9 protein-coding genes are annotated in these 18,889 nt (G+C 74.8%); all 9 read right to left on the bottom strand.

Annotated features, from left to right (window positions below; genetic code table 11):
- Positions 1 to 15: 15 nt before the first annotated feature.
- Genes AB0O07_RS01185 through AB0O07_RS01145 form a run of 9 tightly spaced genes read right to left on the bottom strand, consistent with a single transcriptional unit; the run spans position 16 to position 18,850 of the window.
- Positions 16 to 2,529 carry a hypothetical protein gene (locus AB0O07_RS01185; protein ID WP_365624914.1) on the bottom strand — a complete coding sequence of 838 codons (2,514 nt, stop codon included), beginning with the start codon at positions 2,527 to 2,529 and terminating at the stop codon, positions 16 to 18.
- Complete coding sequence (locus tag AB0O07_RS01180; RefSeq protein WP_365624911.1) at positions 2,529 to 4,772, bottom strand: hypothetical protein; 2,244 nt, start codon at positions 4,770 to 4,772, stop codon at positions 2,529 to 2,531. Before AB0O07_RS01180 ends, AB0O07_RS01185 begins: the two co-directional genes overlap by 1 nt.
- The gene (locus tag AB0O07_RS01175; RefSeq protein WP_365624908.1) at positions 4,769 to 7,522 is read right to left on the bottom strand and encodes a hypothetical protein; all 2,754 of its coding nucleotides are present in this window, start codon (positions 7,520 to 7,522) and stop codon (positions 4,769 to 4,771) included. Before AB0O07_RS01175 ends, AB0O07_RS01180 begins: the two co-directional genes overlap by 4 nt.
- Positions 7,519 to 11,046, bottom strand: coding sequence for a tubulin-like doman-containing protein (locus AB0O07_RS01170; RefSeq protein ID WP_365624905.1), 3,528 nt, complete (start codon positions 11,044 to 11,046; stop codon positions 7,519 to 7,521). Before AB0O07_RS01170 ends, AB0O07_RS01175 begins: the two co-directional genes overlap by 4 nt.
- A 22-nt stretch (positions 11,047 to 11,068) precedes the next feature.
- Positions 11,069 to 13,546, bottom strand: a complete 2,478-nt coding sequence (locus tag AB0O07_RS01165; protein WP_365624902.1) for a vWA domain-containing protein — start codon at positions 13,544 to 13,546, stop codon at positions 11,069 to 11,071.
- A 12-nt stretch (positions 13,547 to 13,558) separates the two neighbouring features.
- Entirely contained in the window at positions 13,559 to 14,062 is a 504-nt protein-coding gene (locus AB0O07_RS01160) for a Pycsar system effector family protein (protein ID WP_365624899.1), read from the bottom strand.
- A complete protein-coding gene (locus AB0O07_RS01155; protein WP_365624896.1) occupies positions 14,059 to 15,597 on the bottom strand; it encodes a hypothetical protein in 1,539 nt (512 codons plus the stop codon). The genes AB0O07_RS01160 and AB0O07_RS01155 overlap by 4 nt, the downstream gene beginning before the upstream one ends.
- Positions 15,594 to 18,014 carry a hypothetical protein gene (locus AB0O07_RS01150; protein ID WP_365624893.1) on the bottom strand — a complete coding sequence of 807 codons (2,421 nt, stop codon included), beginning with the start codon at positions 18,012 to 18,014 and terminating at the stop codon, positions 15,594 to 15,596. The genes AB0O07_RS01155 and AB0O07_RS01150 overlap by 4 nt, the downstream gene beginning before the upstream one ends.
- Positions 18,011 to 18,850, bottom strand: a complete 840-nt coding sequence (locus tag AB0O07_RS01145) for a hypothetical protein (protein WP_365624890.1) — start codon at positions 18,848 to 18,850, stop codon at positions 18,011 to 18,013. The genes AB0O07_RS01150 and AB0O07_RS01145 overlap by 4 nt, the downstream gene beginning before the upstream one ends.
- Between the last annotated feature and the right edge of the window lie 39 nt (positions 18,851 to 18,889).

Here is an 18,889-nt window from a genome sequence, read left to right as displayed (position 1 = left end):
CCCATCCTGACCTGGTCAGCTGAACAGCGCTATCAGCAGAAACACCATGATCGTGATAAATGCCAGAAGAAGGAGAAAGACGAAGTTCCTGCCGTCCGGCGTTCTCTCCGTGTTCGGTCCGAGGAAACCGGTGAGGCGGGAGCGGGGTGGCGGGGCCGATGGTGGTGGAGCCGATGGCGGGAGCAATGGCGGGGGCGATGGCGCCATGGGGGCCTCCGGGGGCTGAGGTGGGTTCGAGGACTGAGGTGGGCTCGGGGGCTGAGGTGGGTTCGGGGGCTGCGCGGTCTGCGGGACGGATGGCGGCTGGGGGGCTTGCGACGGCGGCGGGGGCCATGCGGCCGGTGGGGGTTCCGGGGCCGGTAAAGGAGGCGGGGGCACGGGCTCCCGGCCTGGGTTCCGGGGTACGGGCGTCTGGTGTACGGGCGTCTGGTGTATGGGGCCCTCGCGGCCCGGGGCGGCGGTCGGCGCGGGGGCGTCCGGCGGCGGGAACGGGGCCTGCGCCGCCGCCGACGACCGGACCTCCCCCTGCCCGTTCCGGGCGCCCCGCGCGCCCTGCGCGCTCAGGCCGTCCCGCGCGCTCAGGCCGCTCTGCGCGCTCTGGCCGCCTTGGCCGCCCTGGCGCCAGCCGGCCCGGAGGATCGCCAGCCAGATCTCCTTGCCCAGCCCCGGTGCCTTCTCGTTCTCCAGGATCTGTTCGACCGCCGCCCGCCCCGCGCCGGCCGCGTCGCAGCTCAGCCTCGGCAGCAGTTCGAGCAGGCGCGCCCGGACCGGGGCGAGCCGCACCATCGGGCCGACCGCCCAGCCGTAGAGCGCGGCGGCGTTGGCGGCGCGGGTCTCGCGGTTCGGCGTGCCGATCGTCTCCGGCCAGGGCCGCTCCCCGAGGAACAGCTCCCGCCTGAGCAGGGCCTCGCAGAGCTCCTGGCTTCTGCTGCGGGGCCAGTTGGCGTACCGGGTGGCGATCTCCTCCAGCAGCGCGGTGACCGCCGCGTACCCCAGCCCCTCCTCCTCCACCGCCCGCAGGAGGGCCTTGCTGCCGCTCCCGCGCAGGGCCTCCCGGACCTCGCGGGCCGGGGCGTCCGGGCCCCGGAAGGCGTGGAGCACGGAGAGCAGATGGTCGGACTCCACCGTGATCTTCCGCCGGATCGGCAGGATCCCGGAGGACTCCGGCGCGGCCGGCCACTGCGGGGGCACCCGCCGGTACATCTGGCGCCCCTGCTTCCGGGGGGTGGGCGACGGCTGCCGTACGGGCGCGGGCGGCGCGGCGGGAGCGGGGGCGGGGGCCGTACGGGAGGGGCCCGGCGGGTACGGGTCACCGGGCGGAGGCGCCCCGTACCGCTCGCCCCGCCGGTCCCCGTACCGGTCGGGCCGGTCGCCGTTCCGCTCCTCGCGGCGCTGGGCGTAGGGGTCGTCGGCGCCGTGCGGGTCCCGGTTCAGGTCGTACGGGACATCCGCGTCCGGCGGTACCGGCGGCTCCGGCGGCTCGTACGGGTGGTCGCGGTCGTACGGCACCCGGCGCGGGGACGGCGGGCGCTCCTCGTACGCCCCCCGCCCCGTTGCCTCCCGCACCTCCGGCGAGCGGGCCTCCGGCGCGCGCTCCCCGCCCCGTGGGCGGCGTACGGTCAGCCAGGCGAGCGCCTCCTCCGCCGTGTCCAGGAACGGGCCGCGCGCGCCGGGCCTGCGGGTGGCCGCGACCCGGGCCAGCGCCCCGGCCACCTCGTACTCCCGGCCCTCGCGCCGGGCGATCCGCCGCAGATAGTGCTCGACCAGGCCGGCCGCCACCTGCCGGGCCCGGTCGTCGGTCCGCTCCGCCGGGTCGGTGCGGAGCCGGTCGGTGGAGCGCGGGGCGGGGCCCGGCCAGCGCCGGACGAAGACGAAGCGGGTCGCCGGGGTCTCGATCGTGTCGTGGGTGGCGAAGGTCCAGTCGCCCTCCGGAAAGAGACCGCTGAAGATGGAGCACAGCCCCCAGAGCAGCCGGCAGGGGGCGTCGCCGCCGTACCCGTCGAGCACCGTGAACTTCTGGCCCGGGTTCCGGATCAGCTCGGCGGCCAGCGCGGTCAGCGGCTCCGCCAGCTCCGGCAGCCCGGCGAGCAGCGCCCGCCGGCCCTCCTCCGCCCCGGCCAGCAACGCGGCCGGACGCACCGGTTCCAGTACGCCGCTCACCTCGCCCAGCGGTGGCCGGCCGCCCTGCCACGCCCAGGTGTGGAGCCCGAGACAGGTCTCGGGGTCGAGGGTGGAGACCGGGCCGACCAGGGCATGGCAGACGGTGCCCGAGCGGCCGTCGGCGGCGGCCACCGGGGCCCGGTGCACGAGCAGCGCCCGGTCCCGGTACTTCAGCTTGAGCAGGGCCGGCACCGTCTCGGCGGCCGTGGTGCGCAGCAGCGGCGCCGAGGCGGTGAAGAGCGCCTCGGCGGTGTCCCGGTCGCAGGACCAGGCCACCGGGCCGAACCCGGTGGTGCCGAGGCTGTTCTCGGTGTCCCAGCGGAAGACGATCTGGTCGATCGGCTCCTCCTGACGGGTGTTCAGGGTCATCAGGTCCCCACCTCTCTCAAGTCCGCTCCCTGGAGGAGCCCGCACATGGCGAAGATCGACAACAGCGGCGCCAGGACCCTGCGCGGTCTGACGCCGTGGGGATAGCTGTCCCCGCGCTCCTGCGCCCCGGTCGCCGCCACGAAGTGGAGGGTGCAGCGGGCGCAGTCGTCGAAGGGCCTGAGCCAGGCGGGGCTGGAGTGGTGGGCGATGAACGCGTAGGCGTCCCGGCTCTCGTCGCGCAGGGTCCGCGCGTCCAGTTCGGCGGGGAGGGCGCGGCTCAGCCACCGGTCGGCCGACGGGTCGAAGCGGATGAGGTCGCTCTTGTTGAGGGCGATGGCGGCGGGCGCCTCGATATGGGCGCCGGGGCCGCGCGGTATCCGGTTGAGGACACTGGTGAACGCCTCGTCGCCGAGATCGCGCTGCTGGAGCCTGGTCCGCGCGCGGACCGGGTCGAGGGAGGCGAGGCGCAGGGCACGGAGCGGGTCGAGGACGAAGATGAAGGCGCCGACGCCCATCAGAAAGCTGGTCACCTCGTCGTCGCGGGCCAGGTCCTCGCCCGCGAGGTCGAAGAAGACGACGGGCCGGGTGCCGGCCGCGCCGGTGACCAGGAGGCCGTCGGTGAAGTGCGCGAAGGAGGCGTGCCCGGTCGATTCGAGCACCTTGCCCCGGTGCAGCCGCTGGACCCGTTCGCGCAGGAACTCCCGGTGGGTGTCCGGGTTGAGGGGCCGGCACTTCAGTCCGTACGGTTCGAGCCCGCCCTGTTCGATCTCGCCGAGCATCGCGGCGAGCAGATGGGTCTTGCCCGCGGCCGAACTGCCCACCAGGGCGACGGTCAGCGGCTCGCCGCTGGTGAGGTAGGGGACGGGCAGATAGTGCGGCGCGTCCGAGGGGGCGTACGGGCAGACCTGGTACGCGTGGCGCAGCGCGTCCTGGTAGTGCAGGGGGCGCCGCTCCGTGCTGAGGTCCAGCGGGTTGGCCACCTTCTTGGAGTCGAGGGTGACGAGCCGGCCCGGGTCGAAGGAGACCTGGAGCAGGCAGTGCGGGCAGAGGGTGGGGCGGCGCAGCGGCTGGGCGGGGCGGGGCGGCGGCTCGGTGGTCCTGGGCGGGGCGGCGGGGGCGGTACGGGTGAGCCGGTCGCGCCAGCGGCGCCGGGGCGGCGACTCCACGTACTCCTCGTGCTCATCGGGGCCCGCCAGGGGCTCGTCCCACCCGGTCTCCTGGCGCTTCTCGGCGCTCCGGTCGTCGAACCGGGCGCGGGCCCGGCTCAGTACATCGGCCAGGGTGGGCGTGTGGGCGAGCGGGTCGGCGACATTGAGGAGCCGCATCAGTTCGCCGGGGGCGGGGCGCTGGTCGGCGCGCGGGGCGAAGGCGCCGCCCTCGTGGAGCGCGGCGATCCTGCGGAACTCCCCGAGGTCGGCGGGGGGTTCGGAGCCGGGGCCCGGGCGCCCGGAGAGCAGGAAGTAGACGAGCTGGGCGACCGACCACAGGTCGTCCCTGGGGTCGGCCCTGCCGGTCCCCGCGCGCTGCTCGGGCGAGGCCCAGGGGCTCTCGCCGTACCCCTCCCTGGGTTCGTCGGCGCGGAGCGCGCCGTACGGTTCCGCGAGGCGTACGTGGGTGCCGTCCCAGCGGACGGTGTACGGGGTGATGGCCCGGTGGACCAGTCCCACCTCGTCCAGCAGCCGCACGGCCAGGACGAGTTGGCTGATCACCCGGGTCTGTTCCTCGACCGTGAGCGTGGTGCGGCGGTGGGCGACCGGCTCTCCGTCGGGGACGTGGTAGAGGACGAAGGGCTCCGGGGCCTCCAGGTCGAAGCCGGCCATCCGGGTGAAGACCTCGCCGTACCCGAGGGAGCCGTACCGCCGCTCCAGCGCGACCCCGGCGCTCACCTGGCGCTCCAGTGCCCCGTACGCGGCCGGGTCGCCCTGTGCTGCGGGCGGCAGCCGGTACTGGAGGACGCGCCACCCCTCGCCGAGGGTGACATGACGGGCGAGGAGCGGGGGTGCCTCGGAGGCGGTGAGGTCGGCGCCGAGGAGGGCGGGGAGCTGGACGGCGGCCCCGGCGTGGTCGAAGAAGGCCAGTTCCACCGGGTCTCCGAGGGGGTGTCCGGCACCGTCGCCGGGGCGCCGCCTGCCGCCGCCGGAGCCGTTGGCGGCCGGTCCGTCGGCCGTCGGTCCGTGTGCGGCGGGTCCGTGCGCGGCCGGTCCGGGGGTGTTCCGCCGGGTGGCATCGTGGTCGGTGGTCATGGCGCTTCCCCCTGTTCGGCCCGTACGGTCCTGACGATCTCCGCGCGGAGCGGGATGAGCCGGAGGACGCCCGCGTGCCGGCCCCCCGGTGTCCAGACGATCTCCTCGCCGCCCGTCCCCGGGCCGGCTCCGCTGTCCTGGCCGGCTTCCTGGTCGGTGGAGCGGCGCAGCGCCTCGGGCGCGAAGCCGATCCGGCGGATCGCGGTCCGGTCCTTGGAGAGCAGCCGGCGGTCCTCGGCGGCGCAGAGCGCCACCGTGTCGTCCGTGCCGTCGGCGGCGGCCACCAGCCGCGCCGCCCGGTCGGCGGCGACCCCGAGCAACTCGGCCGCCCCGGGGCGCGTCTCCGGGTCCTGGGCGAAGTGCGGGGCCGAGGTGGCACCGTCCCGGAGCAGGACGGTGTACTCCTCGTCGAGTACATCGCCCAGCGGGCCCCGCAGCGAGACCCGGCCCGCCGCCACGGGGTCGCGCTCGACGGCGGCCCACCGCCCGGCCAGGAGAGCCCGGACCCCGTGGCCGAGGTCGGTGAGGAGGGTGTCCAGCAGGGCGGGGCCGCCGTCACCCCACTCCCGGTCGAGCCAGGGCGGATCGGCCGGGGGGCCGGACCAGGGGTCCCCGGCGGGCAGGTACTCCAGCGGAAGCTCCGATTCGGTACCGGTCCCGCGCGGGTCCCGGTGGCCCGTCCCGGCGCCCGCCCCGATGTCCGGGCGGCGCCCCGTCCATGGGTCCGTCCAGGCGTCCGTCCGGCCGTCCTCGGCGGTGGCCCGGCCGGTGAAGGCGCTCCCGGACGCGAGGTCCGCGGCGGCGGGCGCCGTGCTCTCGCCCCAACTGTCCCAGCTCCAGGAGTCGGCCGGGGACTCGCCGGGGTCCGCCCGCTCGAAGGTGCCGCTCGCCGCGGTGCCCGGCCGGTGACCCGGCTCCCGCTCCGCCGCGTGTGCCGTACGGTGCGCCCCCGCCGCACGGCGCGCCCCGCGTCCCTGGGCGGAGGCGAGGTGTTCCTCGACCGTCTCGGCGAGGTCGCGCACCATCAGCGCGACCGCGCGCGCCCCGTCCGAGCAGTGGTACCGGGCCTCCGCGAAGAGCCAGTCGTGGACCACGGTCTCGGCGAGCAGCGCGTCGATACCGGCGAGCGCCCGCGCCGCCGACGCGCTCCCGGTCTCGCGCCACCACTGGTCGACGGAGACCGTCCACTCCCGGGTCACCAGTACCCCGAGCCCGGCCACCCCCACGACCAGACCGGCCGCCCCGGCCCAGAGCGGCGGGGCGAGCCACTGCCCGGCGAGCGCACCGCAGAGGCCGCCGGCGAGCCCGGCGACCAGCCGGCTGCCGGAGCGGGTGGAGCCGCCCCCGTCGAGCCTGCCGTCGTGGGTACGGCTGGGCCTGCGCCGCATCATCAGCAGCGTCAGCACCGCCGCCGCGAACCCCACGAGGGGGCCCAGCACCCAGCCGAACAGCGGCCAGAGCCCGGCGGCACAGGCGAGCAGGGCGACGGGCGCGGTATGGGCGATGAGCGACCCGCGCACCACGAACGGCGGGGGCACGGCCGTCTCGATCACCCGGCGGCCCGAGCAGATCTCGTCGAGTCGGGCCAGCCGCGCCGCGCTGCCCGCCGGGGCGGAGAGGTCGGAGAGCGCGCCGAGCCGGGCGGCGACCGAACGCAGCGGCAGCCCGTGCGCCAGCAGCCGCTCGGTATAGGTCCGCAGCCCGGGGCCGACATCGGCGCGCGGCGCCTCGGGGAGTTCGGGGAGCCGGATGCCCCGTTTGAGGAGCCGGGTGCGCTGCTCGGGGCGGAGCCGGTCGCCGCCGCCGTCGCTGAGGGCGCCCGCGACGGTGTCGCGGTACCGGCCGAGCGTCTCGCCGACGGTCTCCAGACGCTCGGGCAGGTCGGTGACCCGGGGGCGCGGGGCGACGAGGGCGGCGGGGCGCCGTACCTGCTCATAGCCGTCCTCGGCGTCCCGGAGCGCCCGGTCGCAGGCGAGCCTCGCCGCCTCCGCCGGGCCGCCCGGCGCCAGACAGGACCCTTCGGCGACGGGCCCGACCGGGGCGTCGCCGAGGAAGCGGGCGAGCGCGGCAGGCACGGAATCCGCGGCGCCGGAGTCCGGGGCGCCGGAGCCAGCGCCGGTCCGGCTTCCGTAGCCGCCGGAACGCTGCCCGGGGAGCCGCTCGCCGACCAGGGCGGGCGGCGGGATGTCCTGGCCCGCCAGGTTCTCCAGCGCCTGCCGCCAGGCGCGGGTCCTGGCCTCCTCCGTCAGGTCGTGCTCCAGCACCTGGACGGCGGGGACCGCGACGCTGTGCGGAAGGCCGCCCACTTCCCCGAGGACGGTGTCGAAGAGGGCGACATCGGCGAGGAGTTCGACCAGCGGGCGCAGCGCGTCGTCGGTCTCCTCGGGGTGCGGTACGGGGCCGCCGTCCCGGCCGCCCGCCCCGGCGAAGGGATCGGGGATCCACAGCACCCCGGCGGTCGGCGGGGTCAGCGCGTAAGGGCGGCGCAGGGCGCGCTCCTCACCGCCGCCCTGGGCGAGGCAGAGCACCTGCGCGGGGCCGTACGCGTAGAGCCGTTCGTAGAGGAGCTGGTGGGCGACGAGTTCGGTGGCGTCGTCGAGGACGAGGAAGCGCCGTACCTCCGAACGCCCCGTCCGCGCCAGGGCGTCGCCGACCTCGCCGTGGAGGGCGTCGGGCGCGTCCGCCGGGTCGCCCCGGTGGCGCAGGTCGAGGCCGACCACCCCGCCCCGGACTCCTCGGTCCGTGATCACAGCCCGGTCCCCTCCCGTCCCTCGTCACGGCGGAACTCCCGCGCGCGCCCGTCGTCCCTGTCTCCGTCCCTCTCTCCGTCGCCGACCGGCCCGTCGTCCCAGTCATCGGGGTCGTCGGGCTTGGGCCTCGCCCGCGGGCGCCGGCTCACCTCCTCGTACGAGGCTTCCTCATACCGCCGCTCCTCATACCGGGGACGCTCATAGCGGGACTCCTCGTAGAGGTCCTCCTCACGGCGCGCCTCATATCGGGGCTCATACCGGGGCTCCTCGTAGAGGTCCTCCTCGCGGTGCGCCTCATATCGGGGCTCATACCGGGGCTCCTCGTAGAGGTCCTCCTCACGGGGCCGGACGATCCGCGCTCCCTCCGGGCGGCGGTGGCCGTTGGCGCCGTTGGCCGGGGTCCCGCCGTACCGCTGGTCAAGGAGGCGCAGGGTCGGCCGGGTGGGCTTCTGGGTGCCGGGGAAGCGCAGGTCCAGCGCGCCGTTGAAGGTGTGCTCCCAGAAGTCCCGCAGCGGTACGAGCCACTCCTCGTCCTCCGCCTCGAACCGCCCGGACAGCTCGTCCAGCAACTCCCTCTGCCGGGGCGCCACTTCATGTACGAGGTGGCGGAAGAGCCGGGACGGCGGGGCGGGTGTCGTCGTGAGGCGGGCGGGCTGGGCGCGCATCAGCCGGTCGCAGAAGTCCTCGATGATCTGCCCCTCGTCGAGCAGCGCCCACTGCTCGTAGGCGCGGAGCAGCCCGGCCCAGCTCGACAGGTTCCCGTCGTACGAGTCGAGCCGCAGCCTCATCGTGGCGGCGTCGCCCTCCTGGAGCCGGATCCGGATGGCCCGGGGCGAGGCGGGGTCCCCGACGATGTCGACCTGGTCGTTCCAGAGCGCGCAGAGCAGCCGGTGGAGGATGCGCCTGCGGTCGTCCTCGGTGCTGGCCAGCCAGTCGTCGCCGTGACCGAGCCGCTGCCGCCAGGGGAGGAAGTCGCCGCCGCCGGAGGCGTCGCGGGCCTCCGCCCACTGTCTCAGGGAGTGCCGGACCTCGGAGACATCGGTGAGGCTCATCCCGCTGCGGAAGAGCACGACCGTGATGGACTCCGCCTCCACGGCCCGGAACTCGGTGGTGGCGCCCGGGTCCCTGGGCAGGTTCAGCGCCTCCTGGAGATAGCGGGCGGCGCGCCCGTCGGCCTCGCTCTGCGGGTGCACGATGAGGATCTTCAGCGGTCCGCTGCCGTCCGGGGTGAAGCCGACCGGGAGCAGCCCGGCGAGCTGGGAGCGGAACTGCTCCAGCCAGCGGCCGTCGACCGTGGCCTCCGCCTCCTCGTCGCCCGCCGCCGCGCGGAGCAGGACGCCGAGCGAGGGCAGCAGGGGGCGGTCGTCCAGCACGCTCGCCTCACCGAAGAGCGCCTTCACGCGCCGCTCCACGACCTGCTTGATCTCCTTGACGGCGGCGCCGGGTGAGCGGCGTACCGCGTCCAGGGAGCGCTGCCAGTCCTCCGGCTGGACCAGCCGGGTCAGCAGCCACCCCGCGTCCGCGTTCTCCGGCAGGTTCTCGTGCCGGGCCAGCCGGTCGAAGACGTCGTCGTAGAAGGCCCGGAGGCTGTTCTGCGGGGGCAGCAGATAGGAGACGCCGGTGCGGTCGTCGCGGTACAGCTCCTTGCGGCGCTCCGCGAACGCCTTGCGCTCCTCCGCCTCGTGGGCGCGGAGCGCCCTGAGCAGTTCCGCGACCTCCTTGGTGGCCCGCAGCAGCGGGGTGCGCCAGCGGGTCTCGTGCTCCTTCCAGTACCGGTGCCACTGCCGGTTGGCCCGCCAGCGGTACCAGGCGTCCTGGTCGTCCAGCGCGTCCTGTACGTCGGGGTCGCCCCAGCGGGCCGGGACGACGCCGCCCATCGAGCCCTTGATCCGGGGGATCGGGGGTGCGGAGGAGTCGACGCCCTCGGGGCGCTCCGGGTCGTTCTTCCGGTTGTCGAGCATGCCGGTGAAGCCGGCCTCGGCAGTGCGCTGCGGGTGTCCCGGCAGCCCGGTGAGGACCCGTTCGAGCCGGAACGGGCCCAGCAGGGCGAGGAGTTCGCGGACGCCCCGGCCCGGGTTGAAGTCCGCCACGATCCGGGGGATCTCCCGGCCCAGCTCGCGGTCGAGGCGGGTGAGGCCGTCCTCCATGTCGCCGACCCGGTCCCGGAGCGCGTTGCCGATCGCCTTGCTGCCCTTGGGCAGCGGGTCGGGGAGCGGGACGCCGGGCGCGTCCCGGGTCCAGAGCCGTTCGATGCCCGCCCGCTCGAAGAGGTCCCTGACCTGCTCGGTGCCGTTCTCGTCGGGGCGCCGGGCCTCCTCGGCCAGATCCCGTACGGCATGGGCGAGCAGCCGGCCGGCGACGATCTCCGCGAGGTCGTCCACCGGGACGGTGAGGGAGGCGGCGAGGCTGGTGGACATCGACCGGTAGCCGATCCCGGAGCGGGCCTGGGTGGAGCGCTCGACGCTCTTGTTGACGAACCCGGCGGCGAACGACTGGTAGTCGCTGTCCGACCGGCCCTGCGGGGTCTCGTCGCCCAGTTCGGTGCCGATCAGCGAGAGGACCATGGCGGTGATGGAGCGGCGCAGGTCCTCGGGGCGGATGCCGGAGGGGCGGCTGAAGAGGAACGCGGTCTGGACGGTGGCGGGGCGCAGCTCGACATGGCCGTCCACCGGGTAGTGGACGCCGAGGGAGCCGCGCCGGCCGACATCGCCGAGTTCGGAGCGCGCGTCCGGCACGTTCTGGTCGTCGACCAGCCGGGAGAGGTCCACCAGCGCGCGGGCCGAGTTCAGCTCCGCCTCCCGGCCGCCGCCGGCCTCCGGGGGGAACGCCGACGGCATGACGACCAGCGGGTAGATCTTGACGCCGGGCACCTTGGAGCGGTGGAACTCGTGGCCGATGAGGTGGAGGAAGTCGTAGAAGATCCCGGCGCCGGTGCCGCCCGCCACGGAGAACGCGACGAAGACGTCGCAGCCGCGGATCTGCCGGCCGCCCATCTCGCGGAGGTCACCGGCGGCTCCGGCGATCGTGCCGATGGCGGCGCGCAGTTGGCGCAGGACGGGTTCGAGGCCGCCGCGCAGGGTGGCGAAGAGCGCGGCGCGGCCGACGGTGGGGAGCTGGCCCGCGCCGCTGTGCAGGGGGGCCACCCGGGGCTCCCGGTCCTTGGGCGGCAGCCAGCCGTGGGTCTCCTCGTGGAGGGCGACCCGGAGCATCCGGGTCACCTCGGGCGAGTTGTCGTAGTTGCCGGGCAGCAGGTCGTGGACGACCCGCGCGGTCCTGGCGTACGCCGCGGACTCGGAGCCCTTGGCGCTGAGGTGGGGCAGCCGGTCCAGCTCGGACTCGCTGAAGTCCGCGTACACGAACTGGAGGCAGTCGGGCAGTTGGAAGGGGGCCCGCCGGCCGTCGGCCACCAGTTTGGAGCCGTCGGGGCCGCACAGCTCGCGGCGGAGCCCCCGCTCCAGCTCGGTGCCGATCTTGGCGCCGGTACCTCCCAGACCGACGAAGAGCATCGGCTGATAGATCTTCATGTCGTCTCCCGTTGGGCGTCGCCTAGAAATTCGGGTCGAACCGTCGCGCGCCGGACCGCTGCTCCGGCTCTCCGGCCGGGGCCGCGGGGGGCGGTTCGGTGGCCGTACGGGGTGGTCGGACGCGGGTTCCGGCCCGGTCGTCGGCCCGGTCGTCGGTACGGCCCTCGGCCCGGCCTTCCGTACGGCCCTCGGCGCGGCCCCGGCCCGGGGCGCGGTTCCGGCCGGGGGCGGCGCCCCGGGTGCGGTCCCCGGAGCGGGCGCGGCCGGAGCCGCCGGGCCCGGTGGGGGCGGAGCGCCGGTCGTGGACGATCAGTTCGAGACCGTCGCCGAGCGCGGTGGGCTCCCCGGCGCGCACCGAACGCTCGCGCCCGTGCGGTGGTCTGAGCAGGAACTCCCCGGAGGCGGTGCGCCGCAGCCGGTACCCGGCCGCGCCCCCTCTGCCGCGCTGGAGCGAGGGTGCGGAGCCCCGGGCGCGCTCCACCACCAGGTGGAACTCGCCGCCGGGGCTCTGCCCCGTCCGTACGGTCAGCTCGTCGGGGCGGATCCCCTCGCCGCGCAACTCCAGCCGTACGCCCGCGAGATCGCGGCGGCGGAGCCAGGCGGCGCGCCGTACGGCCAGGAACCCGGCGAGGGCCAGCAGCAGGGCGCCCGCCCCGGCCACCGCCCACCACCAGCGGTCCCACCAGGTGGGCACGGGGTCGACACGGAGGTCGAGGAAGGCGCTGTCGAGGACGGTTTCGCCGTCGGTGGTGTCGGCGGCGGTGACCTGGGTGCCGATCCGCCCGGGCTCGGTGGAGCCGGAGACGGTGATACGGAACGGGATCTTCTCTCCCGTGGCGCCCGGCGGGATCTCCGTCTCGGCGGGCGTGATGGTGAGTTGGGCGCCGGCCGGCTGGTCGGCGAGGGCGAGCCGTACCGTACGGGCCTTCCCGGTCCGGTTGCCCGCCTCCAGCACCCCGGTGACGCTGCCGCCCGGGTGGACGGTGGCGGGGTCGACGGTGAGTCTGCCGGTGGCCGGCGGCGGGCCGGTCGCGATACGGGCGTTGAAGGGCCGGTGGTCGCTGGTGACGCCGGGAGCGGACATGTCGGCGGTCAGGGCGAGGGCCCCGTCGGCGGTGGACGGCACGGTCAGAGTCCCGGTGAATCGCGCGTCCCCCGCGCGCGCGTCCGAGCCCTTCCCGTCGTCCGTGAGCGGCACCGACAGGGGTGCGAAGCCGCTGCCCGAGAGCCGGGCGGCGACCTTGATGCCCTTCAGCTCCTCCGGGTCGTCGATGATGACGCCGCGCCGGGTCTGCATCCGTACCTCGACGGTGGTCTTCTCGCCGGGCCGGGGCGACGGCGGGTCGAGGATGACGGAGGAGCGGAGCCGCCCCTGCCAGATGGCCCGGACGGAGGCGTCCCGCCCCTGGTGGCCCTCGGGCGCGTCGAGGCGGACGGTCCAGGTGCCGGGGCGCGGGTTCGTCACCCGGAGCGCCTCGACGGAGCCGTTCTGCCCGCTGAACGCGAAGGCCGAGCCGTCGGAGTCGCCGGCCTCCACCTTCCGGCCGCGCGGGTCGTAGTAGGTCGCCCGGACCTTCGGGTCGTGTTTGCTGACGGTGATCGAGCCGTCGGTGGCGATCTTGGGGATGGTCACCTTGAGATCGGTGGGCGGCTTGCCCTCCTCGCCCTGGACGACCTGGGCGCAGCGGGCGGCGGCGAAGGTCTCCTGGAGCGCCCGGTCGATGCCCGCGGCGCTGTCGGTCACCCGGAGCCGTGGGGTGGCCGAGGGGAGGTCGGCGCAGCCGTTGCGGAAGCCGCCCTCGGCGATCTCCTTGAGGGCCGTACGGTCGATGGCGGAGCCGAAGCCGAGGGGCCAGATCTGTACCGAGTTCTCCCGGGCGCGGGTGAGTTGTTCCCTGAGCTGCCGAGTGGCCTCGGCCTGGCGGGAGGCGGCGTCGGCGCCGTACTCCGGGCTGTCCCGGACATCGAGCTTGCCGTCGGTGAGCAGGAAGACCACCTTCGGGGTGGTGGCCCAGGAGGCGTCCTTGGTGAGCGAGGTCAGCGCCTGGCGCAGCCCTGCCGGGAAGTCGGTGCCCGGCCCCATCCGGGCCCTGCCCCGGGAGAGCTTTTTGACGCAGTCGTCGAGGTACGCACCGCTCGTGGCGTCGACCACGGTCGGATCGCAGGCGGTGAAGACCGGGCTCTGGCCGGGCTTCTCCGAGCTGCCGAAGCCGATGACGGTGACGCGTGAGCGGTCCGAGATCTCTCCCTGGGCGATCAGTGCCGCGGCCTCCACCTCACGGGTGATGTCCTCGGCGGAGAGGCTCTTCGACAGGTCGACGAGGACGGCGAAGTCGATCGGGTCGGCGCCCTCGGTCACCGTCGTGGCGCGTTCGGACACGCCGAAGGCCTGGCCGGGAGCCGCGCCGGTGACGGCGATCAGCCCGGCCAGGGCCAGCAGGACGGCGGCGAGACGTCTCGTTCCCGCCGGTCGGGTCGGAGTGGGCGATGTGCTGTCCATGGACACCGTCTCTCACCACAGCTCGCTGAGGAGGACCAGGAAGGCGCCGAGCATCAGTGAGCCGCCGCCCAGCCGCAGCCAGCGGTATTTGACGGCCAGGACCGCGGCGTGGACGGCCGCCTGGCTCAGCAGCCAGCCGACGACGTCCGTGCCGGTGGTGGTCAGCCGGGCCAGCAGCTCTTCCGACGGGGTGCCGGTGAGGAGGTCGCGGAGGAAGGTGGAATCCGCGCCGATCCGGGTGCGGGGCAGCACGACCGCGATGAGCATCACCGCTCCCGCCGCGCAGAGCACGCCGCCCGCGCTGAGCAGGGTGAGCCGTACCGGACCGAGGGGTCCGGGCCCGTTCTTGGCGAACGCGACGGCGCAGAAGGCGATGGCCCCGGAGAGCAGTATGGCGGCCTTCGTGTCGGCCCTGGCGATGTCCTCGCGTACGGAGGCGACCAGGCGTTCGGCGAGATACCTGACGTCGGTGGAGCCGGATCCGTCCGGCCGCACGGCCCTGCTTCCGCTGCTCATTCGTCCTCCCAGTCGTCGAATCCGGCGCTCGGCCGGGAGCGTCCGCGCCGGGTGGTGCCGTAGGTGTCGATGTCGCCGTCGGGGTCGGAGTCGGAGGGGAGGCCGTTCCACTCGTCGCGGCCGTTCCACTCGTCGCGGCCGTTCCACCCGGCACGGCGGGCGCGCCCCCGGCGCGCGTCGCGGTCGCGTTCCGCGCCGGATTCGATCCTGGTCGGCTGGTAGACCGGCGGTTCTCCGTCCCGGTCCGCCCTCGGCAGGTCGTCCGGCTCCTCCCACGGTGGCCGCTCCGGCTCGCCGCGGTCGTCCGGGCCCTCCCAGTCGTCCCGGCGCCGCCCGTCGTTCCTGCCGTCCCTGCCGTAGCGGCGGTCCGCGCGGCGGTCACGGTCGTCGTACGGTTCCTCGCGCCGGGAGCGGGCCCCTTCCTCCAGTTCGCGCCGCCGCCTCGGCCTGCCGAGCACCAGGCTGTCCAGGACGCCGCCGGTCACCGCCCCTCCGGTCTCCCGGAGCAGCCGCAGCGACTCGAACATCTGGTCGCCGATGTCGTGGCGTTCGAGATGCCCGCTGTCGAGCAGCCGGTTGAAGAGGTTGATGAAGTCGATCTGGCCCTCGCGCTTCTGCCTCCTGATGGCGTCGCGGATGCTCCACTCCTTGGTGGGGTTGCGCGCCAGGAGATGGATGATCTCGGCCTCCTCACCCCGCTGGAAGACCCTTTCGAGGTCGGCGGCGCGCCTCCGGATCAGCTCGCGCTCCCGCTCCTCCTTGCGGAGGTCGGCCTCGGCGCGGGCCTCGTCCCGGGTGATGTCGAAGTCGATGGCGTCCCGCTCGCCCTTGCGCCGCCGGACGAAGTCGCTCAGGTCGATGAAGACATGGATGCGCAGCCGCAGCCCGAGATCGCGGCCCAGGTCGAGGCGGCCCGAAGCCAGCTCCTCCTGGACCGCCTCGTCGGCGCGCTGTGCCTCGGTGAGCCGGAAGCGCCGGGAGATCTGGCGCAGGGCCCGGAGGAGTTCGCCGTGGAGCAGTTCGCGTACGTCCCAGACGCGCCGCATGACGACCGTGTGCGGGTCCTCGACCTCCCACTGCACCTCGACCCCGGCCTGGAAGAACTCGGCGTCGCCGGCGGCGGGCAGGAGGAGTTCGAACGTGGTGATGTTCCGGCCGAGCAGCACCTCGAAGACGGTGTACGCGGGTCTGAGCCGGGGCCGGTCGGAGTCGTCGCGGCGGTTGGGCCACACCACGCTGTAGCCGCCCGTCGAGTAGAGCAGTACGGCGGCGATCTGGCCGCTCTCGCGCCGGTACGGCGGCCTGCGTTCCCGGATCAGCGGGCCGGGCACGGTCTCCCGGTACGGCGAGTCCTCGGCCTGGTCCTGCTCGTCGTCCGTCTGCGGCTGCGCCCTATCCGGCTGCGGCCCGTTGGGCTGCGCCCGGTCCGGCCGCGCCCGGTTCGGTTGCAGTTGGTCGAGCCGCACCCGGTTCAGCTCCAGCCGGTCCGGCCCCCACTTGTTCATGGGCGGTTTGTTCAGCGGCAGTTCGTTCATCGCCGCACCTCGCCGGCCGGGAGTCCGGCGGACCGGACGCGGTTCCGCTGTCGGGTCATGTCCTCTGTCCTCTCTCCCACCGCGTCCCACAACGTGCGGGCGGCGGACTTGTCCAGTGGTTCGTCCGGGTCCTTGACCAGGCGGGTCAGCAGATGCCGCAGCCGGTCGCGGTCCCTGCGCCCCTCGGCGAGCAGGACCAGGAGGCGGCAGGCGGTCCGCAACGGGGCGGGGTCCTTGACGGCCTGGCGCAGCAGCAGGGCGAGGGCGTCGAGGGCCGGGGCGCCGGAGCGGGGGGCGGCGAGCGCTTCGCGGACCAGCGCCGCCAGCCGCCCGGCGAGTTCGGGGTCGCTCTCCAGCAGGGCGGAGACCAGCATCCGCTTGCCGTAGGGCTCCAGTTCCGGCGTGTCCTGGAGGCCCCAGAGGAAGGTCGCCTTGGTGCGCAGGGCGCGGATCACGGTGAGCAGGGCGAGGTCGGCGGGGCCCCGCCGGGGGTCGCGCAGCCAGGTTTCGAGGCGCCGGACGACCGTCTCGGGCTCGGGTCCCGCCAGCAGCCGGGCGGTGCTGAACGACGCGTTGGTCAGGGCGTCGGCATGCCGGTCGGGATCGGTGGTGTCGGTGCGGACGACGGCCTTGACGAGGGCGTCGAGCGAGGCGCCGACGGATCCGGCGGCCATGCCGTAGCCGTGCGCGAGGAGCGTGGTCGTCACCAGTTCGTCGTGGTCGCTCTTCGCCCACGCCTTGAGCAGGGCGGCCACGGCGGGCCGCACCGACGGTTCGCGGGCCGCCTCCGCCAGCGCGGTCGCCGCCGACATCTGCTGTACGGGGCTCTCGGAGGCGCTCATGGGGGCGATCAGTTCGGCGGAGCCGTACGGCAGGTCCCAGGCGCAGAGCACCCCGGCGGCGATGGAGGCCCGGACCCAGACGACGGGCCGGGAGTCGTCGCAGAGCGTGCGCAGCCAGCGGACCAGGGGGCCGCGTACGTTGTGGTGGCCGTGCCAGACTTCGCGCAGGACGGCGGTGGCGAGGGCCTTGCCCTGGAAGCGGATGACCTGGACGGGCACCGGGACGTCGTCCACCAGGTCCAGTTCGCCGCTCTCGACCAGGGCCCTGGCGACGGCGGGCCTGGCCGCGGCGTGGGGGGCGAAGAGCCTGCGGCCCATGGGGGTTTCGGGGTCCAGGGTGACCGCCATTTCCCAGGCGAGCTGTTCGGCGGCCTCCGCGGTGAGGCTGTACGGCGAGCCGTTGAAGACGGCGACGGCGATCCGGAAGGCGGCGGCGGTCAGCCCCGGCAGGGCCTCGGGCAGAGTGCCCGGGCGGTCGGCCCCGGCGAACCACTCCCTGGCCTGGGCTCCGACGAACTCTCCGCAGGCGGCCAGCAGTTCGCGGTCGGTCAGCTCGTTCCGCAGGCACCGGGCGAGGTGTCCGGCGAGTCCGGCGGCCTCGCCGGGCCGCAGCTCGTCCAGGCCGGGCGCCTCCCGCACCTCCGGCCGGGCGGCCAGCTCCAGGGCCTCCTGGAAGGTGCCGTCGGGCTCGTCAGCGAGGAGCACCCGCAGATGGCGGTGGAGGACCCGCTCGGCGGGCGGCGAGGGGCAGCGCACCCCGTACCGGCCGCGCAGCAGCCGGTCGGCCAGTTCGCCGTTCTCCACCAGGAGGACGCCGAAGGCCTCCGCGGCGACAAGCCTGCTCCGCAGGCCGTCGAGGTGGAGTTCGGTCGGTCCGCTCCGCCGGACGCGGGTCAGGATACGGCCGTTGACCTGCTCGGTCTCGCGCCCCGGGGTGTCCTCGGGCTCGATCGCGAGGAGATGGCCGTGGCCCGTCCTGATCTCCTCGATCTCATGGACCCGGACGCCGGGGTCGAGCCGGGTGACCTGGTCCCCCGCCACGCTCATCAGCAGGGAGAGCGCCGTCGCCGTCCGGCCGCTGCCGCGCTCCCCGCAGAGCACCAGCAGCCGCTGTGCGCGCAGCCGCTCCGTCATCTCCGGGTAGTCGTCGGCCTCGCAGTAGACCTCGGCGAGGCGGTGGAGTTCCTCGGCGGGGACGGGGCCCTGGACCATGCTCGGCCCGGTGGAGCCGACGCCGAACTGGCTGATGAAGGTGTTGCCTTCGTAGTACTGCCCGTCCCCCGCGAAGCCGATGGCGCGGCGCGCGATATCGGCGGCGAAGTTCCGCAGGGCCGTGTGGGCGGTGGCGGAGCCGCCCGTACCGCCCGAGGTGCTGAGCGGGTTGCGGCCCGCCTGGTCGAAGGGGTTGGACTCGCGGGTTTCCTGGTCCTCGTCGGCTTTCTGGCGGGCCTCGTCCTTGTCGGGCCGGTCGGCCTTCTGGTCGCCGGGCTTCCCCTCCCCGGGCTTCTCCTCGCCGGGCCCGCCGCCGACAGCGTCCGGGGCTTCCGGCGCGTCGGGCGTCTCGTCGTCGCTCATGTGCGCTCCCCCCGCTCCGGGGAGTCGGGGCTCCGGCGCTTGTCGATGCCGGTGAACCCGTTGATCACGTTGTTGTCGAAGATCTGGAGGTCACCGTGGGCGGTGATGGTCCTCCCCGGGGCGGCGGCGGTGGCCGTCCCCGTCGGTGTGGGAGGCGGTGGGCCGTCCCCCGGTGTCGGCCCACCGCCGGTCTCGCGCCGCGCCGCGTCCCCGTCGGGGCCCGGCGGCCCTGCGGCCCCGGTCAGGCCGGAGAGCGCGGACGCGGATAACCGCGGGATGTGCAACCAGGCCTGTTCGTCCGTCTCCTTGAACCGGACCCGGGCCCGCACATACTGCTCGGGCTCCACCTGGCGCCCGCCTTCCGCCACCACGTTCCGGTACAGCCAGTCGGAGACGACCAGCAGCAGATCGGAGCCGGGGGCCCTGGTCATGACCCCCTTGGCGGCCGGGCTGTCGCAGAGCCGGCAGGCGAGGTCCACCGCCTTGCCGACCAGCCCCCGGCCGTCGTCCAGGACCGGGCCCGCGTTCATCCCGATCCGCAGCCGGAGCCGCCGTCCGCTCTCCGCGTTGTGCTCGCGCAGATTCTGGTACAGCGTCTCGAACCAGACTCCGACCATCGGGGAGAGCGGGGCGCCCGGGTCGAGCGCGGTGAGGATGCCGTCCCCCCGGTCTTCCTGGTGACGGTCGCGCGGGGCGATGTCCACCGCCGCGAACGCCTCGTCGAACGCGCCGTACAGCGCGTCGCGCATGCGCTTCTTCGCCGTCATCCCCAGCGTGCCCGAACCGCAGGCGTCGCCGAAGACCACCAGTCTGCTGACCGCTTCAGAACCGCTCACTGCTCCCCCTGTGCCGTGGTGACAGAACAAGCCTGGCCG

Origin of the sequence: Streptomyces sp. NPDC093085, from assembly GCF_040683935.1 — a bacterium.
Classification (GTDB): domain Bacteria; phylum Actinomycetota; class Actinomycetes; order Streptomycetales; family Streptomycetaceae; genus Streptomyces.
Note: the sequence above shows the minus strand (reverse complement) of the source record. Positions and strands in the feature narration are given on the sequence as shown.

Bases quoted from the DNA above. Each gene is read 5' to 3' on its own strand.
- AB0O07_RS01155 (WP_365624896.1), bottom strand. From the start codon at position 15,597: ATGAACGAACTGCCGCTGAACAAACCGCCCATGAACAAGTGGGGGCCG.
- AB0O07_RS01180 (WP_365624911.1), bottom strand. From the start codon at position 4,772: ATGACCACCGACCACGATGCCACCCGGCGGAACACCCCCGGACCGGCC.
- AB0O07_RS01150 (WP_365624893.1), bottom strand. From the start codon at position 18,014: ATGAGCGACGACGAGACGCCCGACGCGCCGGAAGCCCCGGACGCTGTC.
- AB0O07_RS01165 (WP_365624902.1), bottom strand. From the start codon at position 13,546: ATGGACAGCACATCGCCCACTCCGACCCGACCGGCGGGAACGAGACGT.
- AB0O07_RS01170 (WP_365624905.1), bottom strand. From the start codon at position 11,046: ATGAAGATCTATCAGCCGATGCTCTTCGTCGGTCTGGGAGGTACCGGC.
- AB0O07_RS01185 (WP_365624914.1), bottom strand. From the start codon at position 2,529: ATGACCCTGAACACCCGTCAGGAGGAGCCGATCGACCAGATCGTCTTC.
- AB0O07_RS01160 (WP_365624899.1), bottom strand. From the start codon at position 14,062: ATGAGCAGCGGAAGCAGGGCCGTGCGGCCGGACGGATCCGGCTCCACC.